The 21,398-nt window shown below is 38.6% G+C and carries 26 protein-coding genes; 23 read left to right on the top strand and 3 right to left on the bottom strand.

Features of this window, described 5'->3' with window-relative positions; genetic code table 11:
* Positions 1–2: 2 nt before the first annotated feature.
* Positions 3–659, bottom strand: coding sequence for an SIMPL domain-containing protein (locus ACWM35_RS05720; protein WP_454816328.1), 657 nt, complete (start codon positions 657–659; stop codon positions 3–5).
* A 188-nt stretch (positions 660–847) separates the two neighbouring features.
* On the opposite strand from ACWM35_RS05720, the gene spoIIIAA reads away from it, so the two are divergent.
* From spoIIIAA to spo0A, 22 genes are all read left to right on the top strand, one after another.
* The gene (gene spoIIIAA / locus ACWM35_RS05715; protein ID WP_454816326.1) at positions 848–1,771 is read left to right on the top strand and encodes a stage III sporulation protein AA; all 924 of its coding nucleotides are present in this window, start codon (positions 848–850) and stop codon (positions 1,769–1,771) included.
* Positions 1,772–2,287 carry a stage III sporulation protein SpoIIIAB gene (gene spoIIIAB, locus ACWM35_RS05710; protein ID WP_454816324.1) on the top strand — a complete coding sequence of 172 codons (516 nt, stop codon included), beginning with the start codon at positions 1,772–1,774 and terminating at the stop codon, positions 2,285–2,287.
* Between the two features lie 11 nt (positions 2,288–2,298).
* Positions 2,299–2,502, top strand: coding sequence for a stage III sporulation protein AC (gene spoIIIAC / locus ACWM35_RS05705; protein ID WP_007084610.1), 204 nt, complete (start codon positions 2,299–2,301; stop codon positions 2,500–2,502).
* A 16-nt stretch (positions 2,503–2,518) separates the two neighbouring features.
* A complete protein-coding gene (spoIIIAD, locus tag ACWM35_RS05700) occupies positions 2,519–2,908 on the top strand; it encodes a stage III sporulation protein AD (protein ID WP_454817093.1) in 390 nt (129 codons plus the stop codon).
* 11 nt (positions 2,909–2,919) lie between these two features.
* Complete coding sequence (spoIIIAE, locus tag ACWM35_RS05695) at positions 2,920–4,119, top strand: stage III sporulation protein AE (RefSeq protein ID WP_454816322.1); 1,200 nt, start codon at positions 2,920–2,922, stop codon at positions 4,117–4,119.
* An 11-nt stretch (positions 4,120–4,130) separates the two neighbouring features.
* Positions 4,131–4,751, top strand: a complete 621-nt coding sequence (gene spoIIIAF, locus ACWM35_RS05690; protein WP_454816320.1) for a stage III sporulation protein AF — start codon at positions 4,131–4,133, stop codon at positions 4,749–4,751.
* A 1-nt stretch (position 4,752) separates the two neighbouring features.
* Positions 4,753–5,403, top strand: coding sequence for a stage III sporulation protein AG (spoIIIAG, locus tag ACWM35_RS05685; RefSeq protein ID WP_454816318.1), 651 nt, complete (start codon positions 4,753–4,755; stop codon positions 5,401–5,403).
* Positions 5,404–5,417: 14 nt separating this feature from the next.
* Positions 5,418–5,972, top strand: a complete 555-nt coding sequence (locus ACWM35_RS05680; protein WP_454816316.1) for a SpoIIIAH-like family protein — start codon at positions 5,418–5,420, stop codon at positions 5,970–5,972.
* A 215-nt stretch (positions 5,973–6,187) separates the two neighbouring features.
* A complete protein-coding gene (gene accB, locus ACWM35_RS05675) occupies positions 6,188–6,700 on the top strand; it encodes an acetyl-CoA carboxylase biotin carboxyl carrier protein (protein ID WP_454816314.1) in 513 nt (170 codons plus the stop codon).
* A gap of 14 nt (positions 6,701–6,714) precedes the next feature.
* Positions 6,715–8,070 (top strand): acetyl-CoA carboxylase biotin carboxylase subunit, encoded by a 1,356-nt coding sequence (gene accC / locus ACWM35_RS05670; protein WP_454816312.1) that lies wholly within the window; start codon positions 6,715–6,717, stop codon positions 8,068–8,070.
* A 19-nt stretch (positions 8,071–8,089) separates the two neighbouring features.
* Entirely contained in the window at positions 8,090–8,497 is a 408-nt protein-coding gene (locus ACWM35_RS05665) for an Asp23/Gls24 family envelope stress response protein (protein ID WP_454816311.1), read from the top strand.
* A gap of 165 nt (positions 8,498–8,662) precedes the next feature.
* On the top strand, positions 8,663–9,043 hold the full coding sequence (gene nusB, locus ACWM35_RS05660; protein ID WP_454816309.1) for a transcription antitermination factor NusB: 381 nt from the start codon (positions 8,663–8,665) through the stop codon (positions 9,041–9,043).
* Positions 9,044–9,073: 30 nt separating this feature from the next.
* A complete protein-coding gene (folD, locus tag ACWM35_RS05655; protein WP_454816307.1) occupies positions 9,074–9,928 on the top strand; it encodes a bifunctional methylenetetrahydrofolate dehydrogenase/methenyltetrahydrofolate cyclohydrolase FolD in 855 nt (284 codons plus the stop codon).
* A gap of 12 nt (positions 9,929–9,940) precedes the next feature.
* Positions 9,941–11,293, top strand: a complete 1,353-nt coding sequence (xseA, locus tag ACWM35_RS05650) for an exodeoxyribonuclease VII large subunit (RefSeq protein WP_454816305.1) — start codon at positions 9,941–9,943, stop codon at positions 11,291–11,293.
* The gene (locus tag ACWM35_RS05645) at positions 11,290–11,520 is read left to right on the top strand and encodes an exodeoxyribonuclease VII small subunit (protein WP_454816303.1); all 231 of its coding nucleotides are present in this window, start codon (positions 11,290–11,292) and stop codon (positions 11,518–11,520) included. Before xseA ends, ACWM35_RS05645 begins: the two co-directional genes overlap by 4 nt.
* A 3-nt stretch (positions 11,521–11,523) precedes the next feature.
* The gene (locus ACWM35_RS05640) at positions 11,524–12,417 is read left to right on the top strand and encodes a polyprenyl synthetase family protein (protein WP_454816301.1); all 894 of its coding nucleotides are present in this window, start codon (positions 11,524–11,526) and stop codon (positions 12,415–12,417) included.
* Positions 12,418–12,585: 168 nt separating this feature from the next.
* Positions 12,586–14,478 (top strand): 1-deoxy-D-xylulose-5-phosphate synthase, encoded by a 1,893-nt coding sequence (gene dxs / locus ACWM35_RS05635; protein ID WP_454816299.1) that lies wholly within the window; start codon positions 12,586–12,588, stop codon positions 14,476–14,478.
* Between the two features lie 3 nt (positions 14,479–14,481).
* Complete coding sequence (locus ACWM35_RS05630) at positions 14,482–15,321, top strand: TlyA family RNA methyltransferase (RefSeq protein WP_454816297.1); 840 nt, start codon at positions 14,482–14,484, stop codon at positions 15,319–15,321.
* Positions 15,322–15,499: 178 nt separating this feature from the next.
* Positions 15,500–15,949: a transcriptional regulator AhrC/ArgR gene (gene ahrC / locus ACWM35_RS05625; protein ID WP_454816295.1), complete on the top strand. Its 450-nt coding sequence runs from the start codon at positions 15,500–15,502 to the stop codon at positions 15,947–15,949.
* 15 nt (positions 15,950–15,964) lie between these two features.
* Complete coding sequence (gene recN, locus ACWM35_RS05620) at positions 15,965–17,665, top strand: DNA repair protein RecN (RefSeq protein WP_454816293.1); 1,701 nt, start codon at positions 15,965–15,967, stop codon at positions 17,663–17,665.
* 99 nt (positions 17,666–17,764) lie between these two features.
* On the top strand, positions 17,765–19,063 hold the full coding sequence (spoIVB, locus tag ACWM35_RS05615; RefSeq protein WP_454816291.1) for a SpoIVB peptidase: 1,299 nt from the start codon (positions 17,765–17,767) through the stop codon (positions 19,061–19,063).
* A gap of 326 nt (positions 19,064–19,389) precedes the next feature.
* Positions 19,390–20,181, top strand: coding sequence for a sporulation transcription factor Spo0A (spo0A, locus tag ACWM35_RS05610; RefSeq protein WP_454816289.1), 792 nt, complete (start codon positions 19,390–19,392; stop codon positions 20,179–20,181).
* Between the two features lie 54 nt (positions 20,182–20,235).
* Here the strand turns inward: spo0A and ACWM35_RS05605 are convergent, their stop codons facing one another.
* Positions 20,236–20,373: a YycC family protein gene (locus tag ACWM35_RS05605; RefSeq protein ID WP_454816287.1), complete on the bottom strand. Its 138-nt coding sequence runs from the start codon at positions 20,371–20,373 to the stop codon at positions 20,236–20,238.
* Positions 20,374–20,412: 39 nt separating this feature from the next.
* Here ACWM35_RS05605 and ACWM35_RS05600 point away from each other — a divergent pair, with 39 nt between their 5' ends.
* A complete protein-coding gene (locus ACWM35_RS05600; RefSeq protein ID WP_454816285.1) occupies positions 20,413–21,141 on the top strand; it encodes a glycerophosphodiester phosphodiesterase in 729 nt (242 codons plus the stop codon).
* A gap of 16 nt (positions 21,142–21,157) precedes the next feature.
* Here ACWM35_RS05600 and ACWM35_RS05595 read toward each other — a convergent pair whose 3' ends face one another.
* The gene (locus ACWM35_RS05595) at positions 21,158–21,391 is read right to left on the bottom strand and encodes a DUF2627 domain-containing protein (protein ID WP_454816283.1); all 234 of its coding nucleotides are present in this window, start codon (positions 21,389–21,391) and stop codon (positions 21,158–21,160) included.
* Positions 21,392–21,398 lie beyond the last annotated feature (7 nt).

Raw genomic sequence — 21,398 nt, 5'->3', positions numbered from 1 at the left:
TGTTAAGCGTAAATGTATTCAGCGGTAATGGTTGCTTTGATTATTAGCTGCCCAGGTTGGAGTTGTGTCGATGGCATACTTGCTGCAAATTGTTTACTTTCAAACGGCTGATTGAAGCTGCTGCCTTCGGTAATGAGAATGGGGGTAGGGTTTAATGTTACTTTAATTGAATTAGCGATTGTTATTGCTTTGTCACTAGCATTCGTAACGGCAAAAGTAAGGGCCTGATGATAATAGGTATCCTTGTGTTTTGTTGTGAATTGGACATTTGCAACATAGTTTGCTCCGTTTTGTACCGCAGTATCCACCACTTTACCTACTAAAGCTAAATCCTCGATTGTAACTTCTAAAATATGTGTGATTTTATATCCGCGAAATATTTGTTTCCCTTGATCGAAATCATAGTTTGCTTCAATTCGATAATCAAATGTTCGGATCAGATTTTTATCAATGCCTAATTCTAATAAAGAATCGATGATCTTTGTACTTGTAATGGAATTTTCCTGCTGTGCAGGTATTAAATCCTTGGCCTCTGTTATGACACCTAAATGAACGGAGGCCGTGTCTGGCTGAACCGCGATTTCTCCCTCGCCAGTTACTTTAATTAGATTACTCCTTTTATTCTGTGGACTACGACTCGGATAATAATGGGTATACATCATTTTTCCCCTCTCAATAAACTTCTTATAATAAAATACGTTTCTCCTTATAAACTATGCGTTCTAGTAAATTTTTCAGAAAAATAGATTTAAAGATGATTTTGAAAGAATTACCCCTATGAAAGTCATATTGCGTTCTGAAAGGCATACATTTTAATTAATGAGACAAGCAACAAGGAGGATGCATTGTGGAAACGATCCTAAAATTTTTGCCAAAAAACATTGCCGACCTAATCAGTAAAATCCCTCCACATCAACAGGTTGAATTAGAGGAAATTCGGATTCGCATCAATCGTCCGATTGAACTGACGATGAAGGGTGAACCGTTGTTTCTATCGTATAAGATTCAGCCAGAGGATGCTTTCCATTTATTAAATAAAATTAGTCAATTTTCGATTTACACACTGGAGGAAGAATTAAAACGCGGATATATAACCGTGTCAGGTGGTCATCGAGTCGGGCTTGCAGGAAAGGTTATCCTTGAAGACGGTAAAGTGAAAGCAATCAGGGATATCGCCTCGTTCAATATTCGGATTGCGAAAGAAAAAATTGGTATTGCTGAAGGGCTTATTCCCTTCATATTTAGCGATGATTGGCTGCACACGATGATTGTCGGGCCGCCGCAAACGGGAAAAACTACACTGCTGCGGGATATCGCACGAATCATTTCATCCGGCAGCAAATTTAAAGGAATACAAGCCGATAAAGTGGGAATCGTTGATGAACGATCAGAAATAGCAGGCTGTGTGAATGGGATTCCGCAAATGACATTTGGACACCGGATTGATGTTCTGGATGCATGCCCAAAAGCGGAAGGGATGATGATGATGATTCGTTCCATGAGTCCAGATGTATTAGTCGTAGATGAAATTGGCCGAAAAGAAGATGCCGAGGCCATTCAAGAGGCAGTCCATGCAGGAATTAAACTAATCATGACAACCCATGGAGAGAATATGGCGGAACTAAAGAAGAGGCCTTCCTTAAATGCCATCATGGATCAAAGAATATTTCAAAGATTTATTGTCCTAAGCAGGACAGGTGGGCCAGGGACGATTACCCATATTTTAGATGAAAATGGAAAAGAAATGAAACATAAAGTGAGAGTGACGTAAATGGTTAAGATCATTGGAGCCATTATTATTATTCTCGCAACCACATGGACAGGATTTGAAGCTGCGAAACGCTTTAGCGATCGGCCAAGACAGCTCAGACAATTAAAATCTGCTCTCCAATCGCTAGAAGCAGAGATTATGTATGGGCATACTCCACTTCATGAAGCAGCTAGAAGATTAGCGGCACAGCTACCCAAACCATTGTCCGCGTTTTTTGAGAGTTTTGCCAAGAAGCTGACCGATACTGAAACGACTGTGAAAGAAGCGTGGGAAGCAAGCTTAAAGGAGATCTGGAAACTAACCGCCTTTAGACAAGGGGAATATGAAATCATGAAGCAATTCGGTGAGACTTTAGGACGTCACGATCGCTTTTCCCAGCAAAAACACATCATGCTGACTCTTTCTCATTTAGAAAGAGAAGAAGCGGATGCCATCGATAAACAATCCAAATACGAAAAAATGGTTAAGAGTTTAGGCTTTTTATCAGGTTTATTACTAATCATTTTATTAATTTAGGGGGAAAAGCAATGGGTTTAGAAGTGGATATTATTTTTAAAATTGCCGGGGTAGGGATCGTTGTTGCATTTTTGCATACCGTTCTAGATCAAGTTGGTAAAAAAGAATACGCCCAGTGGGTAACCCTATTTGGGTTCATCTATATTTTATTCCAGGTTGCCTCCATTGTAGATGACCTATTCCAGAAAATAAAATCGGTCTTTTTGTTTCAATAGAAAGGAGGGCTAAGCGATTGAAATTATTAAAATAGTCGGTGTCGCTCTTGTTGCTACCTTTCTTGCATTAATTATAAAAGAGCAAAAACCCAATTTCGCCTTCCTCTTAATTGTCTTTGTCGGCTGTACGATTTTCTTATTTTTAGTGGATAAAATCTATGAAATTATTCATATGCTTGAAAAATTAGCGATAAATGCCAACGTAAACATAGTATATGTAGAAACAATTCTTAAGATCATTGGAATTGCTTATATTGCTGAATTTGCTGCCCAAATTACGAAGGATGCAGGTCAGGGTGCGATTGCTTCAAAAATTGAACTTGCCGGAAAAATACTGATTCTGGCGATGGCCATTCCAATTCTTACGGTCATGATTGAAACAATAATCAAGCTCATTCCAAGCTAGAGGTGAAAAAAATGAAGCAGCGGCTGCAGTTTATTCCTATAATAATGATCCTCTTATTTTTATTTTCCTCTTCAAGTGTACAAGCCAACGAAGAAGATAAGGAAGCCGGGGTACCTAATACGCCACAGGAATTAGTCGATGCCCAGTTAAAGACATTGGATTTAACTGAATTAAAGCAGTATTGGGAGGACATTCAGAATAAATACGGTGGATTTCTTCCGGAGAGTCAAAAAGGAAGTTTGTACGATTTCATTAATGGTGAAAAAAACTTTTCTTTTAAAGAATGGGGAACAGCGATATTAAAATTCCTATTCCATGAATTTGTAGCAAATGGTAAGTTACTCGGATCACTAATATTGCTGACGATCTTTAGCATGTTTCTCCAATCGATGCAAAATGCCTTTGAAAGCAGCACGATCAGTAAGGTTGCCTATTCTATTGTCTATATGGTGCTAGTCATCCTAGCTCTTAATAGCTTTCATATTGTGATCAAATATACGAATGAAGCCATCGGAAGTATGATTTCCTTCGTCCTGGCACTTATTCCTCTCCTGTTGGCATTAATTGCCTCATCCGGGGGAATCATCTCTGCAGCTTTCTTTCACCCTGTAATCTTGTTTCTAATGAATATCAGTGGAGTATTTATGCAGTATGTGATATTACCACTTCTGTTTTTAGCGACATTGTTAAGTATTGTTAGCACGATGTCGGATCATTATAAAGTGACACAGCTTGCTCAGCTGCTAAGAAATTGGAGCATCGGGCTAATGGGGCTATTCCTAACCGTTTTTCTAGGAGTCATTTCCGTTCAGGGAGCTTCAGCAGCAATTACAGACGGTGTTGCCATGAGGACAGCGAAATTTGTAACTGGAAATTTCATCCCTGTAATTGGCAGGATTTTTACAGATGCAGCAGATACCGTCGTTAGTGCTTCCGGATTGTTAAAAAATACTGTAGGTATTGCAGGCGTGGCTATCCTCCTCATCATCGTTGCGTTTCCAGCATTCAAAATATTAATGATTTCCTTTATTTATAAATTTGCTGCGGCGATCCTGCAGCCATTAGGAGGAGGACCCGTTATTAAGTGCTTAGACATCATTAGCAAGAGTGTTATCTATGTTTTTGCCGCATTAGGAATTGTCTCTCTGATGTTCTTTTTGAGTATTACCGTCATCGTTGCAGCAGGCAATCTGACGATGATGATGAGATAGGAGAGAATCGAATGGATTTTTTAAAAGAATGGGTTACCAATATTATCTTATTTATCCTGCTGGCCACGGTTATTGATATGCTACTTCCGAATTCGAACATGCAAAAATATACCAAAATGGTAACTGGTTTACTTTTGATTGCGATCATTTTAACGCCAATTTTTAAATTAATCTCCAGTGATTTTGAAACAGCAATGGCTTCGATTCCATCATTTAACGGTTCAGGAGAAAAAAATATGGAAAATTTAATAGATTCGCAGAAAAAAGAAATACAAGCCTCCACTGATGCATATATTTTAGAAACAATGGCTGTCCAGCTGAAACAGGGAGTAAAAGAGGAGTTGATGGAACAATTTGGATTGGAAATTGCTGAATTAGAAGTAACTACCAAGAAAGAAAGTGAACAATCATTCCCTGAAAACCTCCAAATGGTAAAGGTTCTTCTAACACAACCAGAAAATCATATTGAGACAGTCGAAGTTATACAACCAGTAGATATTAATACAGGTGCACCTCTTCCATCTAAAGAACCAGCAGAGGAAACAGAAAAAATCACAGAATTTCTTTCGCAAAAATGGGAAGTAACCGAAAAAACAATTGAAGTAACGGTTGAAGGGGGGATCAATAAGTAGAATGGAAAATCAAAAAGGTCCGTTTTCCTGGCTGAAAAAACTAACATCGAAGGAAGAGGGCTCTGAAAAAAAAGCGGGAAAATACCAGTATATGATTTTGGTATTATGTATCGGAGCTGCCTTCATGATTGTGGGAAATGTCTTATTCACTGATAAATCGACACCAAATGATAGTCCTGCTGTTAAAAATGTCAATGAGGGAACAGAGGACGTTGCCGCCTTTAGTTTAAAAAAGAACTCTAGTAATCAAGCAATCTCCGATTATGAAGAGACATATGAGAAACAGCTGAAAAAGGCGCTTGAAGAAATGCTTGGGGTTAATGATGTCTTGGTAGTGGTAAATATTGATTCCACAGATAAAAAAGTGCTTGAGAAAAATAAATCGACTAAATCCCAAACTACGGAAGAAAAAGATAACGAAGGCGGAGAACGAAAAGTACAGGATGTTCAAACGGATGAACAGCTGGTAATCGTCCGTGAAGGGGAGAAAGAGGTTCCTATCGTATTAGAAACGAAAAAGCCAGCCATTCGCGGCGTTCTAGTAGTAGCAAAAGGCACTGAAAATATACAAGTGAAAAAATGGATTGTCGAAGCCGTAACCAAAGCCCTAGGCGTTCCAAGCCACCGTGTAGCGGTAATGCCTAAAAATTAAAGGAGGATTTAATCATGTTATTGAAAAAACAAACTGTTTGGTTATTAACAATGTTGAGTTTAGTAGTAGTCCTATCTGTTTATTACATCACCTCTCCGGAACAAAAAGCTAATGACCTTGCCGCGGTAAAACAAGAAGAAAAGGCTGATAAAAACCAAGCGAAAACCGAAACAGAGACAAAAGATGGAGATACGATTGTTTCACAGGTTGCAGGTGATGAAGAGTTTGAGACACTTCGCTTAAAGCAAGATGAACTAAGAAGTGAATTGAAGGAAGAATTAAACGCAGTAGTCGCCTCTACAGATTTACCGGCTGATGAAAGAAGCAAAGCAATCGATCAAATGCAAAAATTAACGGAAACAGCTAAAAAGGAAGAAATGCTTGAAACATTAATTCGAGCACAAGGCTATGAGGATGCTCTAGTTCGAGCAGATGGCACCCAGGTGAAAATCACGGTTAAATCCAGTAAAAAGCATACAAAAGCAGCAGCCAACAGCATTATCAAAATGGTGAAAAAAGAAATCGGTGAAACCAACTACGTAGCCGTTGAATTCGCACCAACAAAATAATAAATACTAGAAAAGGGGAGCAGATAGCTTTCCTTTTTTAATTGTACAGCGAATAGTTATCTAAATTTTATAAATTATTTGATATACATTAAAATTAAGGATATGATGAAAGGTAAAAATGAAATATGTCAAAAAGGTAGATTATTGAACTTTTACAAGGTATTATCGTATAGTATTAGTAGCTAGTCATAATATTGATTTAAGGGGTGTTTAGTTTGTTAAAGGTACAAGAAATTCGAGAATTAATAAAATTAGTCGATCAATCAAGTCTTGATGAATTTGTTTATGAAAATGATGGATCAAAAATTAAAATGAAGAAAAATGTCGGCTCAACAGTCGCAACGGTTACATCCGTACCACAAGCCGTTGTTCAGGCAGTTCCTGAAGTGAAAGCTCCTCCAGTAGCTGCTGTAGCTGTACCAGCACCAGCTCCACTGCAGGAAGAGAAACAGGAAGCTGCGACAAGCAACCAGTCAGATACTGCAAATTTACACAAAATCACTTCACCAATGGTAGGTACATTCTATGCTTCACCAACTCCAGATGCAGACGTATATGTGAAAGCTGGCTCAGTTGTTTCGAAGGATTCCATCGTATGTATTGTCGAAGCGATGAAGCTTTTCAATGAAATTGAAGCTGAAGTTAATGGTGAAATCGTCGAAGTACTTGTAAAAAATGGTCAACTAGTAGAATATGGTCAGCCATTATTTTTAGTGAAGGCTGAATAAGGAGCGGTAACAGGATGATAAAAAAACTGTTAATTGCAAACAGAGGTGAAATTGCGGTCAGAATTATTCGTGCCTGCCGCGAAATGGGGATAGAGTCCGTTGCGGTATATTCCGAAGCAGACCGAGAAGCTCTGCATGTCCAGCTGGCCGATGAAGCATACTGCATTGGGCCGACTTTGTCTAAGGATAGTTATTTAAATGTAACGAATCTCATCAGTGTAGCCAAACTTACAGCCTGTGACGCCATCCACCCGGGCTACGGCTTTCTTGCTGAAAATGCAGATTTCGCTGAACTTTGCAGGGAGTGCAATATTACATTTGTTGGTCCAAGCCCTGAAGCGATAACGAAAATGGGTACGAAGGATATTGCTAGGGAAACCATGCGTGAAGCAGGTGTACCAATCGTGCCTGGATCAACAGGGATTATTAATGAAATAGAAGAAGCCCTTGAGTTGGTAAAAAAAATTCAATATCCTGTGATTATTAAAGCAACAGCTGGAGGCGGTGGAAAAGGCATCCGTGTTGCAAAAAATGAACAGGAGCTTATTAAAGGAATAAATATTACCCAGCAGGAAGCGTTAACGGCTTTCGGTAATCCAGGTGTATACATAGAAAAGTATATTGAGGATTTCCGTCATGTTGAAATTCAGGTCCTTGCTGATAATTACGGAAACACTGTCCATTTAGGTGAGAGAGACTGTTCGATTCAGCGGAGACTTCAAAAATTGTTAGAAGAGACACCTTCACCTGCCTTAGATGGCGAAATTCGTACAGAAATGGGAAATGCGGCAGTAAAAGCTGCAAAGGCAGTTGATTATTCAGGTGCAGGCACGGTAGAATTTATTTATGACTACCGCAATCGTAAGTTCTATTTTATGGAAATGAATACAAGGATACAGGTGGAGCATCCTGTAACAGAAATGGTTACGGGGATTGATTTAATTAAAGAGCAAATTCTTGTGGCTTCCGGAGAAAAGCTGACGATAAATCAACAGGATGTTACCTTCACGGGCTGGGCAATTGAGTGCCGAATCAATGCAGAAAATCCAGAAAAGAATTTTATGCCTTCAGCGGGAAAAATCAATATGTACCTACCTCCAGGTGGATTAGGTGTCCGTATTGATTCAGCTGCCTACCCTGGGTATACAATACCACCTTATTACGATTCCATGATTGCAAAAGTTATCACATACGGTAGTAGCAGAGAAGAAGCAATTTCTAGAATGAAACGGGCATTAAGTGAATTTGTCATTGAAGGCATTCATACAACAATCCCTTTCCATTTGAAGCTGCTAGAGCACGAGAAGTTCGTAGAGGGTCAATTCAATACGAAATTTCTCGAATTACATGATGTGATGAAGACTGTATAAAATCGGGAGGTGAACTAAGATGAGCGAGTATAATGTATTAGAAATGGACCAAGGTAACAATGGGCACGGAAAGGTGGAAATTGCACCTGAAGTAATTGAAGTTATTGCTGGAATTGCTGCATCTGAGGTTGAAGGTGTAGCTGGAATGCGTGGTAATTTCGCAACAGGGGTTGTCGAACGGCTAGGGAAGAAAAACCATGGTAAAGGTGTGAAAGTGGAACTATCCGAAACCGGAATCAAGGTTGATGTTTATTGCTTGATGAAATTCGGAGTATCCATTCCCACTGTAGCTGGGAAAATCCAAGATAACATCCGCCAAGCTTTACTTAATATGACTGCATTGGATGCTGAGACAGTAAACATTCACGTCGTTGGAATCCAATTTGAAAACCAAAAACACGAACCTGAAATTGAACAAGAGGTATAATAAGAAAACCAAAGGGCTAAATCCTTTGGTTTTTTCTTTGTTAAATTACCATATCATTTTAAGTTATGCTATTATCTTTTTATGTGCAAAACTGATTAATGTAAGTAAAGGTTGTATGAAATCCGACAAGAATTTATTAATATCTCTAAAGGAGTTAACGATATAATGAAAAGAAGAACAGCAAGGGAAAAGGCACTACAGGCATTATTTCAAATTGATGTAAGCAACACGGATCCTTCTTCTGCAATCGAACATGTTTTGGAAGGAGAGGCAGGTGACGAATATTTAACTCGTCTCGTGTTAGGCGTTGTCGAACAAAAAGAAAATATCGATCAATTAATAAAAGAAAATCTTGAAAAATGGTCAATCGATCGCTTAGCAACCGTTGATAGGAACCTATTAAGGATTGCTGTTTTCGAATTGAAATTCTCTGGCAGTGAAGTACCGGAAAGTGTAATTTTAGATGAAGCGATTGAAATTGCAAAAATCTATGGAGATGACCAATCTAGTCGATTTATTAATGGAGTACTTTCAAAGGTTAAATAAAGGGTCTTTCAATGAACAGGGGGAAATGAAATGACTGCAACAATTATTGACGGGAAAGAAATTGCTTCCAAGAAGAAAGACGAAATTGCTCAAGAGGTCCTTAAACTGAAGGAACTAGGTGTTACACCAGGACTAGCTGTGATTCTTGTTGGTAATAATCATGCTTCAAGAACCTATGTAACAAATAAAGAAAAAACATGTCGAGACTTAGGCATGTATTCGGTGTTGATTGAATTACCTGAATCTGTATCTCAAGATGAGTTATTAACGAAAATTGAGGAATTGAATGCAGATACTAAAATCCATGGTATTCTAGTTCAACTCCCTCTTCCAAAGCATATTGATGAAACAAGAGTGATTGAATCGATTTCTCCATTAAAGGATGTTGACGGTTTTCACCCAATTAATATCGGCAGAATGATGACAGGTCAAGATGCATTCCTGCCTTGTACACCCTATGGAATAATGGTGCTTCTAGAAGAGACAGGAATATCGATCTCGGGCAAACATGTAGTAGTAGTCGGGAGAAGTAATATTGTTGGAAAGCCGGTAGGACAGTTGTTTCTTAATCAGCATGCAACGGTAACCTATTGTCATTCAAGGACTAAGGATTTACCGTTTCACACAACACAAGCAGATATCCTAATAGCAGCCGTAGGCATCGCCAATTTTATTAAGGCTGATCATGTCAAAGAAGGCGCAGTTGTCATTGATGTAGGGATCAACCGCAATGAGGAAGGAAAACTTTGTGGGGATGTGGCATTTGCTGATGTGAGTGAAAAAGCTGGGTTTATCACACCTGTTCCAAAGGGAGTAGGTCCGATGACAATCACCATGCTCATGTATAACACTCTAAAATCAGCTAAAAATATGCTGCGCTCTTAAAGGGAGTTCGTTATGCAGGAAAAAAACTATTTGTCTGTCAGTGCTTTAACGAAGTACATAAAACGAAAATTTGATGCAGACCCCCATTTACGAGATGTTCATGTACGTGGGGAAATATCCAACTTTAAGCAACATTCAAGCGGACATATGTATTTTACCCTTAAGGACGATAAAGCCCGGATTCTTGCAGTTATGTTCTCTAGCCATTCACGTTTCATGAAGTTTACCCCTGAAAACGGGATGAAGGTAATTGTCAAAGGAGACATCTCTGTTTACGAACCAAGTGGTCAATATCAAATCTATATTACTGAGATGCAGCCGGATGGTATCGGTGAATTATTTTTAGCTTATGAACAGTTACGGAAACGTTTAGAAGGGGAAGGTTTATTTTCCCAAAATAAAAAAAAGCCCCTCCCGCTCTATCCTAAAACGATTGGTGTGATAACTTCACCGACAGGAGCTGCGATAAGAGATGTAATCACTACGATTAAAAGGCGTTATCCTATTGTTAATATACTTGTCATTCCGGCCCTTGTGCAAGGTGACAATGCAGCACCATCGATCGTAAAAGCAATCGAAAAAGCGAATAGTATGAATGAAATCGATGTGCTGATTGTCGGACGAGGCGGCGGCTCAATAGAGGAATTATGGGCTTTTAATGAAGAAACCGTCGCAAGGGCTATTTCTGAGTCGAATATCCCGATTATTTCAGCTGTCGGCCATGAAACCGACTTTACGATCGCTGATTTTGTTGCCGATATGCGGGCGCCAACACCAACGGGTGCAGCAGAATTAGCCGTTCCTCATATTGAAGAATTAATGGAAAGGTTACTGCAACGAAAAACCCGTCTTCTACAAGCAATGACTGGCAGAGTTCGCTTTGAAAAACAACGGTTAGATCGTGTGCAAAAATCCTATGCCTTTCGATATCCACAGCGTTTATATGAACAAAAGTTAGAACAAGTCGATAAATTAACTGAATCTCTCATTCGTGCTGCTTCCAGATTAACAGAACGAAAAAAATTGCAATATGAAAGCAGTCATAAACGATTAATCCGTAATCATCCGAGTGAGGCTTTACGGTTTGCTGAAACTAAATTTGACCGTTCGCAAAAAGATCTTCAACGGGCAATGATGCAAATTCTTTTAAAAAAACAAAAAGAATTTGATCGAGTAATTTCAACATTGCAAGCATTAAGTCCACTAAAAATAATGGATCGTGGCTATAGTCTTGTCTATACGGATGATAATCGTTTAGTAAAAAGTATACGTCAAGTCAATGAGAATGAGTCACTCCAAATCCAATTATCAGACGGCAGCATTTTATGTAATGTACAGGAAATAAAGGAGAGCGAAAAACCGTGACAAATGAACAAAAACTATCCTTTGAAGAAGCAATGAATAAGCTAGAACAAATTGTAGATAAGCTTGAAGAAGGAGATGTCCCATTAGAAGCGGCAATCGGTTTCTATAAAGAAGGGATGGAGCTTTCTAAGCTTTGCCATGATAAATTAAAAAGTGTCGAAGAACAATTAACGCAGATCATTACGGAGGATGGACGTAAGAGTTTTTCAATTGAAGAGGAGGAGTAAGCTTTGAAAACTAGAGTTTTAGATGCCTTTGCTCAAGAATATAAACAACTGCTCGAATTAGAGCTACGGACATTGGTAGAAAAGCTAAATGCGCCTCCAATCATTAAAGACGCGATGCATTACTCTTTAGAAGCAGGTGGGAAGAGAATACGTCCATTATTGTTATTCGCAACCATAGATGCTTTTGGAATGGACCCCAAAAAAGGGCTCCTAGCAGCCGCAGCTATTGAAATGATACATACGTATTCATTAATCCATGACGATTTACCAAGCATGGATAATGATGATCTCCGCAGAGGCAAGCCAACAAACCATAAAGTTTTTGGTGAAGCCATTGCCATTCTTGCTGGTGATGCTTTATTAACCTACAGTTTTGAGGTAATAGGGAATATTTCTAGTGAATTTGCTTCAAGTGAGACGAAGTTACAACTGGTTATTGAGATGGCAAAAGCTGCTGGAACCGAAGGAATGGTAGGCGGGCAAGTAGCGGATATGGAAGGGGAAGGCAAAGCTCTTGGTTTAAAAGAACTGGAATATATCCATATCCATAAAACAGGCAAGCTGTTAAAGTATTCCGTGGTTGCGGGTGCCTTGATAAGTGGTGCCAATCAAGATCAGGTAGAAAAATTATCGAAATTTGCTCATCACTTAGGCCTCGCCTTTCAAATTCAGGATGATATTCTTGATTTAGAGGGTAATCAAGAATTATTAGGCAAACCTGTTGGGAGCGATACTTCAAACCAAAAAAGCACTTATCCTCAGCTGCTATCGATTGAGGGTGCGAAAACAGAATTACGAAAGCAGCTAGACTTATCAAAAGATTATTTAGAAAAGACAGGACTTAATTCCAACCTGCTTGTCGAGATTGCAGATCTTATAGCATCAAGAGATCACTAAATAACGAGTATTTGAACAATAACGTAATTGTGTTATAATCGGGTATAATGAAGAAATCGTTATCAGTGCCGTTATCACTTTTGTGTTAGCGGCTATTTTTTCATCGAAGCAACTTTCATTGAAAAAACTGATAATGAAAGAAATAGAATGAAAGTGAGTGGTCCAAACATGGATCTGTTATCAATAAAAGACCCATCCTTTTTAAAAGGGCTGTCAAATCAAGAATTGGAGGCTCTAAGTCAAGAAATACGCCAATTCTTGATTGAAAAGCTGTCTGTAACGGGGGGACATATTGGACCGAATTTAGGTGTAGTCGAGTTAACTGTTGCATTACATAAATGTTTTGATAGCCCAAAGGATAAAATTATTTGGGATGTAGGACATCAGTCTTATGTTCATAAAATTTTGACTGGAAGGGCTCAAGAATTTGATACATTAAGACAATATAAAGGGCTTTGCGGATTTCCGAAAAGAGTGGAAAGCGAACATGATGTTTGGGAGACCGGCCATAGCTCCACCTCTTTATCGGCTGCAATGGGAATGGTCATTGCGCGAGATATTAAGAAAGAAAATTCTTTTGTCCTGCCAGTAATTGGTGATGGTGCTTTAACAGGAGGAATGGCGTTAGAAGCGTTAAATCATATTGGCCATGAAAAGAAGAATATGATCGTTATTTTGAATGATAATGAAATGTCGATTGCTCCAAATGTAGGTGCGCTTCATAATGTTCTTGGGCAGTTACGTACGGCTGGAAAATATCAATGGGTGAAAGATGAATTAGAGGTATTGTTGAAAAAAGTTCCTGCTGTTGGCGGGAAACTGGCCGCTACGGCTGAGCGAATTAAAGACAGCCTCAAATATTTATTTGTCTCGGGAATGTTCTTTGAGGAAATGGGCTTTACTTATCTTGGTCCCGTTGACGGTCATAATTACGAGGACCTATTTGAAAATTTAGCTTATGCGAAAAAAACGGAAGGTCCCGTGCTACTCCATGTGATAACGAAAAAAGGCAAAGGATATTCCCCAGCCGAAAGCGATACAAAGGGGACTTGGCATGGAACAGGTCCTTATAAAATGGACACAGGGGATTTTGTGAAGCCTGACAAAGCCCCTCCAGCGTGGAGCAGCCTAGTTAGTGAAACAGTCCGCAAGCTTGCTCGTGAGGACGAGCGAATTGTTGCAATCACTCCTGCTATGCCAGTAGGGTCAAAACTTGAGGGCTTTGCAAGCGAGTTTCCAGACCGTATGTTTGATGTGGGAATTGCAGAACAACATGCCGCTACGGTTGCTGCAGGTTTGGCTACACAAAATATGAAGCCGTTTTTAGCCATTTATTCTACGTTTCTCCAACGAGCCTATGACCAAGTTGTTCATGATATTTGTCGTCAAAACTTAAATGTTTTTATCGGCATTGACCGTGCAGGATTAGTTGGTGCAGATGGGGAAACTCACCAAGGTGTATTTGATATCGCCTTTTTAAGACATGTACCTAATCTGGTATTAATGATGCCAAAGGATGAGAATGAAGGGCAGCATATGGTCTATACAGCTATCAATTATGATGATGGGCCAATTGCGATGAGATTTCCTCGCGGTAATGGACTTGGGGTTCCGATGGATGCAAGTCTTAAGAATATCCCAATTGGAACGTGGGAGGTTCTAAAGGAAGGTGAGGATGCTGTCATCTTAACCTTTGGAACCACCATTCCGATGGCATTGGAAGCGGCTGTGAGTTTAGAAAAGCAAGGAATTACTGTAAAAGTAGTAAATGCAAGATTTATTAAGCCAATGGATAAAAAAATGCTGAATGATTTATTTTCTCAAAATATTCCAATCCTTACGATTGAAGAGGCTGTCCTTCAAGGCGGTTTTGGTAGTGCCGTATTAGAGTATGCTCAGGAAAATGGTTATTATCAACAAGTAATTGATCGCATGGGGATTCCAGATCAGTTTATTGAACATGGTGATGTCAATTCTCTACTTGATGAGATTGGGATGACAGCTACAGAGGTTGTAAACAGAATAAAAATTCTTGCACGGAAAAAACAACAAAGGGCATAAAAAATGAAAAATAAAGAACGTTTAGATGTTTTACTCGTAGAGCGCGGTTTATCAGAAACTCGAGAAAAGGCAAAAAGAGCCATCATGGCAGGAATCGTCTATTCCAATGAAGAGCGTTTAGATAAACCTGGTGAAAAAGTGAAAACGGATATTCCGCTTACTATCAAGGGAAATGTGCTTCCCTATGTCAGCAGGGGCGGTCTAAAACTTGAAAAAGCTTTAAAGGTATTTGACGTCACTGTTACTGATAAAGTCTTATTAGATATTGGTGCGTCAACTGGCGGCTTTACAGATTGTGCTCTTCAGAACGGAGCTAAAATGTCTTATGCGCTCGATGTAGGATATAATCAACTGGCATGGAAGCTCCGCCAGGATGAACGTGTAGTTGTCATGGAGAGAACCAACTTTCGCTATGTAACACCTGCAGATTTAGAACGTGAAATGCCAAATTTTGCATCAATAGATGTTTCATTTATTTCCCTAAAACTTATTTTGCCTGTACTAAAAACACTTCTTATACCCGGGAGTGATATTGTTGCTCTTGTAAAACCTCAGTTTGAGGCAGGACGGGAACAAGTTGGGAAAAAGGGAATTGTTCGTGAGGAAAAAGTGCATAAACAGGTTCTGGACATGATTATCGATTTTGCTATTAATCAGGGATTCGATGCGGTTAATTTATCCTTTTCTCCAATAACAGGCGGAGACGGAAACATAGAGTTTCTGCTTCACTTGAATTGGGAAGGTGGAAAAGAAAAAGGTGATAACCTGTTACCAGCCAATCCTGAGCAGATTGTAAAAGAAGCTCACCATGAATTTAAATCAAAACAAAACCCAGAAGGATAGGCAAACGCTTATCCTTTTATTTTTTGTTAAAATAAGCGAAGTGCCATCAGCTCGTTTAACAAAACAATGTCAAAAAATATTAAATGTACATCTTCCTCAAAATCGGCTAACATATGGGTAGATACGACATTTTGGTACAAAATACATAGCAAGTATCGAACGTAAATGAGGTGAGAAAATGAATAAGGGTCAGCGTCATATCAAAATAAGAGATATCATTGCCAACAACGATATTGAGACCCAAGACGAGCTTGTAGATGAATTGAAAAATGCAGGCTTCAATGTAACACAAGCAACAGTTTCTCGAGATATTAAAGAACTACATCTCGTAAAAGTACCATTATTAGATGGGAGATACAAATACAGCCTTCCGGCAGATCAGCGGTTTAATCCGTTACAAAAGTTAAAAAGAGCGCTAATGGATGCCTTCGTCCGCATTGATTCTGCAGGTCACTTACTCGTTATGAAGTGTTTACCTGGAAATGCAATGGCCATTGGAGCACTCCTTGACAATCTAGATTGGGAAGAAATATTAGGAACAATTTGTGGTGATGATACAATTTTGATTATTTGCCGAACACCAGAAGATACGGAAACCATCACAAATCGTTTCCTAGACATGCTTTAAATGGGGGAATAAATCTTGTTAGCGGAATTATCGATTAAAAATTTTGCCATTATTGAATCGCTTTCGATTTCTTTTGAAAAGGGATTAACGGTATTAACGGGTGAAACTGGTGCTGGTAAATCAATTATCATCGACGCAATTCATTTACTTGTAGGGGGAAGAGGTTCTGCTGAATTTGTTCGTCATGGTGAGGAAAAGGCAGTAATTGAAGGACTTTTTCAAATAGAAGAGGAACATCCGATTTTTTCAAAAGCATACGAATTTGGAATTGAAATAGAAGAAGGAATGGTTGTTTTACGGAGAGATATATCGAGGTCAGGAAAAAGTGTCTGCAGGGTTAACGGGAAACTCGTTACTATTTCCATCCTTCGAGAGATTGGCTCCACTTTGGTGGATATCCATGGGCAGCATGAGCACCAGGACTTAATGGATGAAACTAGGCATTTAAACCTGCTCGATCAATTTGGCTTTGATGAAATTTCTTATTCGCTTTCGGAATATAAAGAGGTCTTTCGTCGGTATGAACAAACTCTTCAAAGATTAAAGTCTTTAAGTGAAAACGAACAGCAAACCGCACATCGACTGGACTTAATCCAATTCCAATTTGATGAAATCCAAAAAGCGAATCTGAAGCTTAGAGAAGATGAGGCGCTTTTTGAAGAAAAACAGAAACTTGGAAATTTTGAACGGGTTTTTGCTTCGATGCAAGCGAGTTATAATGCTCTTAATGGAGACCAACGAGGACTTGATTGGATTGGAATGGTCATGGGTCATCTAGAAGACGCAGCTGCTCTCGATCCTACCTATAAAGATTTATATGAATCGGTAATGAACAGTTTTTATCAATTAGAGGATACTGCTCGTACTTTAAGAAATGAATTGGATGTACTGGAATATGACCCGAAACGCTTAAATGAAATCGAAGAACGCTTAAATGAAATCAATCAGTTAAAGCGAAAATATGGTAAAACGATTGAGGAAATCGTTGAGTATGCAGCCAAGATTGAAGAAGAGATTGAAACATTACAAAATAAAGAAACGCATATTGGGCAATTAGAAAAAGAAATTACTTCTATCAAAAAAGACTTAAATCTTGAAGCGAAAGAGCTAACAGATGTTCGTAAACGATGGGCTGAAAAGCTAACAGAGTTAATACATAATGAGTTAAAAGAATTGTACATGGCAAAAACAGTGTTTGAAATCCGCTTTGAATCCATCTTACCGCATTTTGCAAAAAATGGGGTCGACCATGTTGAGTTTTACATCTCGACGAATCCAGGGGAACCATTGAAGCCATTATCAAAAATTGCTTCAGGTGGAGAGCTTTCTCGGATCATGCTAGCTTTAAAAAGTATTTTCTCTAAACATCAAGGTGTCACCTCGATTATTTTTGATGAGGTCGATACAGGGGTGAGCGGTAGGGTTGCCCAGTCGATTGCTGAAAAAATCTATAAAGTGGCTGTCGATTCTCAGGTACTCTGTATATCACATCTACCTCAAGTGGCAGCCATGGCAGATACACATTTGTTTATTTCGAAAGAAACTCAAGGTGGTCGTACGAAAACGGGAGTACACCCGCTAACTGCAGAGGAGAAAATCAAAGAAATTGGCAGAATGATTTCCGGTGTAGAAATTACGGACTTGACAAAAAAACATGCAGAAGAATTATTATTTCTCGCTGCGAATAATAAAAAAATTGAAAAGCTATCCAATTAGGGTAGCTTTTTTATGTTAACCCAGGTTATAAATGCTTGCTAACGAGGCAAAATTAAAGATGTAGCCATTTCGACATAGTGTGAAATAGAAGCGAGGAGAGTGAAGATTTTGAAGTTAGAAATAATTAGAAAGATCATTGGTGGAATTCTCCTTGTTTCATTAATCAGCGTTCTATTTTTTCAGCCGCTTCAGCAGTACCTTGATATTCCGAAATCCATTACGGTCTTTGAAGGCCAAGACTATACATTTCAAAAAGCTGCCCCGGTTTCAGCTGCATTAACGTCTTACAAATCTAATATTACTCTTGAGCAAGACGAAAATACGGTTTCCTTAAATGCGAAAGAAAATGGTCAAAATGAAATGCTATTGGAATTTGCAGGAATTCCTGTGAAAAAGGTCGATGTTCATGTTTTAAAGGATTTTCGCGTACTTCCAGGGGGGCAATCAATTGGTGTAAAATTAAATACCATAGGAGTATTGGTTGTTGGCCACCATTTAGTGGATACAGAGGAAGGAAAAAAATCCCCAGGTGAAATTGCAGGAATCAAAATAGGTGATATTATTACCGAAATCAATGGAAATAAAATTGAAAAAATGACAGATGTAGCCCCGTTTGTTCAGGATTCTGGACAAAACGGTAATCCTCTAGATATGACGATTAGTCGCGAAAGCGGTAAGTTTAAGACAAAGCTCACACCATTAAAGGATAAAGGAGAAAACTCCTATAAGCTGGGACTATATATTAGAGATTCTGCAGCAGGGATTGGTACGATGACATTTATCCATCCCCAATCTAAAAAATATGGTGCATTAGGACATGTTATTTCGGATATGGATACAAAGAAACCAATTGTGGTTGAAGATGGTCAAATTGTCCGTTCAACCGTTACTTCGATTGAAAAAGGAGCAAACGGAGATCCTGGAGAAAAACTTGCTCGTTTTTCATCGGATCGAGAAATAGTCGGTAATATCCAAAAAAATAGTCCATTTGGCATATTTGGTGTTTTAAATAAGGAATTAAAAAATGGAATTTCCGATAAACCATTGCCGATTGCTTTATCGCATCAGGTAAAGGAAGGTCCGGCCAAGATCTTAACAGTGGTAAATGATGACAGAGTGGAAGAGTTTGATATTGAAATCGTCAGTACGATCCCGCAGAAATTTCCAGCAACTAAAGGCATGGTAATCAAAGTTGTCGATCAGAGACTTCTTGAAAAGACAGGTGGAATTGTTCAAGGGATGAGTGGAAGTCCGATTATTCAGGATGGAAAACTGATCGGTGCTGTAACCCATGTCTTTGTCAATGACCCAACCTCAGGGTATGGGGTACACATTGAATGGATGTTAAATGAAGCAGGAATTAATATATATGAAGAACCAAATGAAAAAGCAAGTTAATATCGAGCAGTAAACAAAATAGGCGGCAGGACGCCTATTTTGTTTTTTATTTAAGGAAGCTTCTTGGGCGCAAAATAGGACAAAATTACACAGATAAAGAAAATTCGACAAAAATGGAAAAAGTAATCAGTAAAAGAGCGAATTAAGTCGAAAAATAAAGAAAATCAAAGAAAAGATGAGATTTTCTCACTATTTTAAGAAATATTAAAAATATGAGAGGAATTTTTGTTGCATTGTCGAATTTCTAATTTAGAATAGAATTAAGAGAATGAAAATTAGCGTCGAATAGAGATTAGATAATATATGGATTTGAGGAGGATACGAAGTTGAGAAAAATTAAAGTTTGTGTCGTAGACGACAACCGTGAACTAGTTGGATTATTAGAGGACTATATTTCGTCCCAAGATGATATGGAAATAGCAGGGATTGCTCATAATGGTCAGGATTGCTTAGATATGCTCAGTTCAATCGATCCTGATGTACTGGTACTAGATATTATCATGCCACATCTTGATGGCTTGGCTGTACTTGAGAGGCTCAGAGAGCTGAAAAAAGGAGCACTTCCAAATGTCATTATGCTTACTGCTTTTGGCCAAGAAGATGTTACGAAAAAAGCGGTTGAGCTTGGCGCGTCTTATTTTATCTTAAAGCCTTTCGATATGGAGAATTTAGGAAACCATATCCGTCAAGTCAGCGGTAAAAGCAGTCAAGTGAGCCGTAAAGCTCCTACTTCTAATTATCGTCCTCAATCTGAACAAAAACCAAAAAATCTGGATGCAAGTATAACCAGTATTATTCATGAAATTGGTGTACCAGCACATATCAAAGGGTACTTATATTTACGTGAAGCGATTTCAATGGTTTTTAATGATATTGAATTGTTAGGTTCGATTACAAAAGTGTTATATCCTGATATTGCAAAGAAATACAATACGACTGCCAGTCGTGTTGAGAGGGCCATCCGTCATGCGATTGAAGTGGCCTGGAGCCGTGGAAACATCGATTCGATTTCCTCCTTATTTGGTTATACAGTCAGCATGTCAAAAGCAAAACCAACTAACTCGGAATTTATCGCAATGGTTGCCGATAAATTGCGACTTGAGCATAAAGCTTCTTGAGAGGACTAGAATAAAACTGAAGCCTTCATATCAAAATGAAGGCTTTTTTCATGGTTATTTATTCTCTTTCTCTATTTCCATCAACTTTTGAATAAGTATATGTTGAGGCATATGCATTAGCTGTTCGATTGGGACGTTTAATTTTTCTGCTAATTTTATTGCTGTTTCAGGAGATAATTGTAAGGGTTTCATCGTTAGATTCCTCCAATTTTTTTATTAGGATGTGAAAGTATGACACAAATTTTTGCTCATCGCGGTTATTCAGCAGCTTTTGCTGAAAATACAATGAGTGCATTCGTTGAAGCAGCTAAGGCTTGCGCAGATGGACTAGAGTTAGATGTTCAACTTACTCGAGATGGAGAAGTTGTTGTCATCCATGATGAAAAAGTCAATCGAACCACAAGTGGCAGCGGCTATGTTAAAGATTATTCTTTCAAAGATATCCGGAAGTTGAATGCCAATAAAAAGGGTGGAAAAAAAGAACCGTTACCATCCTTAATAGAGGTTTTAGAATGGATGCAATCGAATAACTTGGTTTGCAATATTGAATTGAAAAATGGACTGATACCTTATGAAGGATTGGAAGAAAAGGTTATTCAACTAGTTCGTAAATATGAATTATCCAATCGAATCATTATCTCTTCTTTTAATCACTATAGCATTGTCTATAGTTATCGACTAGCACCAGAAATCGAAACGGCCCCGCTTTTTTATGATGGTATCTATATGCCTTGGGTCTATTCACAATCTATTCGAGCAAAGGGAATACATCCAAAATACTCGATGATTCCTGATGACATTATCAAAAGCACTATTGAGAATGGAATTGCTGTAAGACCATATACTGTGAATAAAGATGCTGATATGAAGCGGCTTTTGGAACTCAACTGCACTGCTTTTATTACAGATGATCCAGTAAAAGCGTTTAAAATAAGAAAACAATTTGAAAAGAGACCCTAAACGGTCTCTTTTCGTGTTATTTTTTAAATCTTGTCTGTACTTTATTTCTTTTTCGGTCACGGTGTAAGATGAATCCAGCGACAAAGCCTAAGCCTCCAACGAATAAAAGCAAACCCAGAATAAATTGCAGCCAAAGATTAGGAATTGGTGGCTGAAGTATCCCAAAGGTCATATCCCGCATTAATTTGATCCCATATCCAGCTAAGAAACCAGGAATTAAAAGTATGATTAGAGCAAAAATCCGATTCATTATGAAA

Source organism: Neobacillus sp. K501 (assembly GCF_053749995.1).
The sequence above is the reverse complement of the archived record's forward strand: the minus strand, read 5'-3'. Positions and strand labels throughout refer to the sequence as shown.

What these genes read in the sequence shown, in the direction of transcription:
- ACWM35_RS05720 (WP_454816328.1), bottom strand. Translation starts at nt 659, where the DNA reads ATGTATACCCATTATTATCCGAGTCGTAGTCCACAGAATAAAAGGAGT.
- spoIIIAB (WP_454816324.1), top strand. Translation starts at nt 1,772, where the DNA reads ATGGTTAAGATCATTGGAGCCATTATTATTATTCTCGCAACCACATGG.
- spoIIIAC (WP_007084610.1), top strand. Translation starts at nt 2,299, where the DNA reads ATGGGTTTAGAAGTGGATATTATTTTTAAAATTGCCGGGGTAGGGATC.
- spoIIIAE (WP_454816322.1), top strand. Translation starts at nt 2,920, where the DNA reads ATGAAGCAGCGGCTGCAGTTTATTCCTATAATAATGATCCTCTTATTT.
- spoIIIAF (WP_454816320.1), top strand. Translation starts at nt 4,131, where the DNA reads ATGGATTTTTTAAAAGAATGGGTTACCAATATTATCTTATTTATCCTG.
- spoIIIAG (WP_454816318.1), top strand. Translation starts at nt 4,753, where the DNA reads ATGGAAAATCAAAAAGGTCCGTTTTCCTGGCTGAAAAAACTAACATCG.
- ACWM35_RS05680 (WP_454816316.1), top strand. Translation starts at nt 5,418, where the DNA reads ATGTTATTGAAAAAACAAACTGTTTGGTTATTAACAATGTTGAGTTTA.
- accC (WP_454816312.1), top strand. Translation starts at nt 6,715, where the DNA reads ATGATAAAAAAACTGTTAATTGCAAACAGAGGTGAAATTGCGGTCAGA.
- ACWM35_RS05665 (WP_454816311.1), top strand. Translation starts at nt 8,090, where the DNA reads ATGAGCGAGTATAATGTATTAGAAATGGACCAAGGTAACAATGGGCAC.
- nusB (WP_454816309.1), top strand. Translation starts at nt 8,663, where the DNA reads ATGAAAAGAAGAACAGCAAGGGAAAAGGCACTACAGGCATTATTTCAA.
- folD (WP_454816307.1), top strand. Translation starts at nt 9,074, where the DNA reads ATGACTGCAACAATTATTGACGGGAAAGAAATTGCTTCCAAGAAGAAA.
- xseA (WP_454816305.1), top strand. Translation starts at nt 9,941, where the DNA reads ATGCAGGAAAAAAACTATTTGTCTGTCAGTGCTTTAACGAAGTACATA.
- dxs (WP_454816299.1), top strand. Translation starts at nt 12,586, where the DNA reads ATGGATCTGTTATCAATAAAAGACCCATCCTTTTTAAAAGGGCTGTCA.
- ACWM35_RS05630 (WP_454816297.1), top strand. Translation starts at nt 14,482, where the DNA reads ATGAAAAATAAAGAACGTTTAGATGTTTTACTCGTAGAGCGCGGTTTA.
- ahrC (WP_454816295.1), top strand. Translation starts at nt 15,500, where the DNA reads ATGAATAAGGGTCAGCGTCATATCAAAATAAGAGATATCATTGCCAAC.
- ACWM35_RS05605 (WP_454816287.1), bottom strand. Translation starts at nt 20,373, where the DNA reads ATGAAACCCTTACAATTATCTCCTGAAACAGCAATAAAATTAGCAGAA.
- ACWM35_RS05600 (WP_454816285.1), top strand. Translation starts at nt 20,413, where the DNA reads ATGACACAAATTTTTGCTCATCGCGGTTATTCAGCAGCTTTTGCTGAA.
- ACWM35_RS05595 (WP_454816283.1), bottom strand. Translation starts at nt 21,391, where the DNA reads ATGAATCGGATTTTTGCTCTAATCATACTTTTAATTCCTGGTTTCTTA.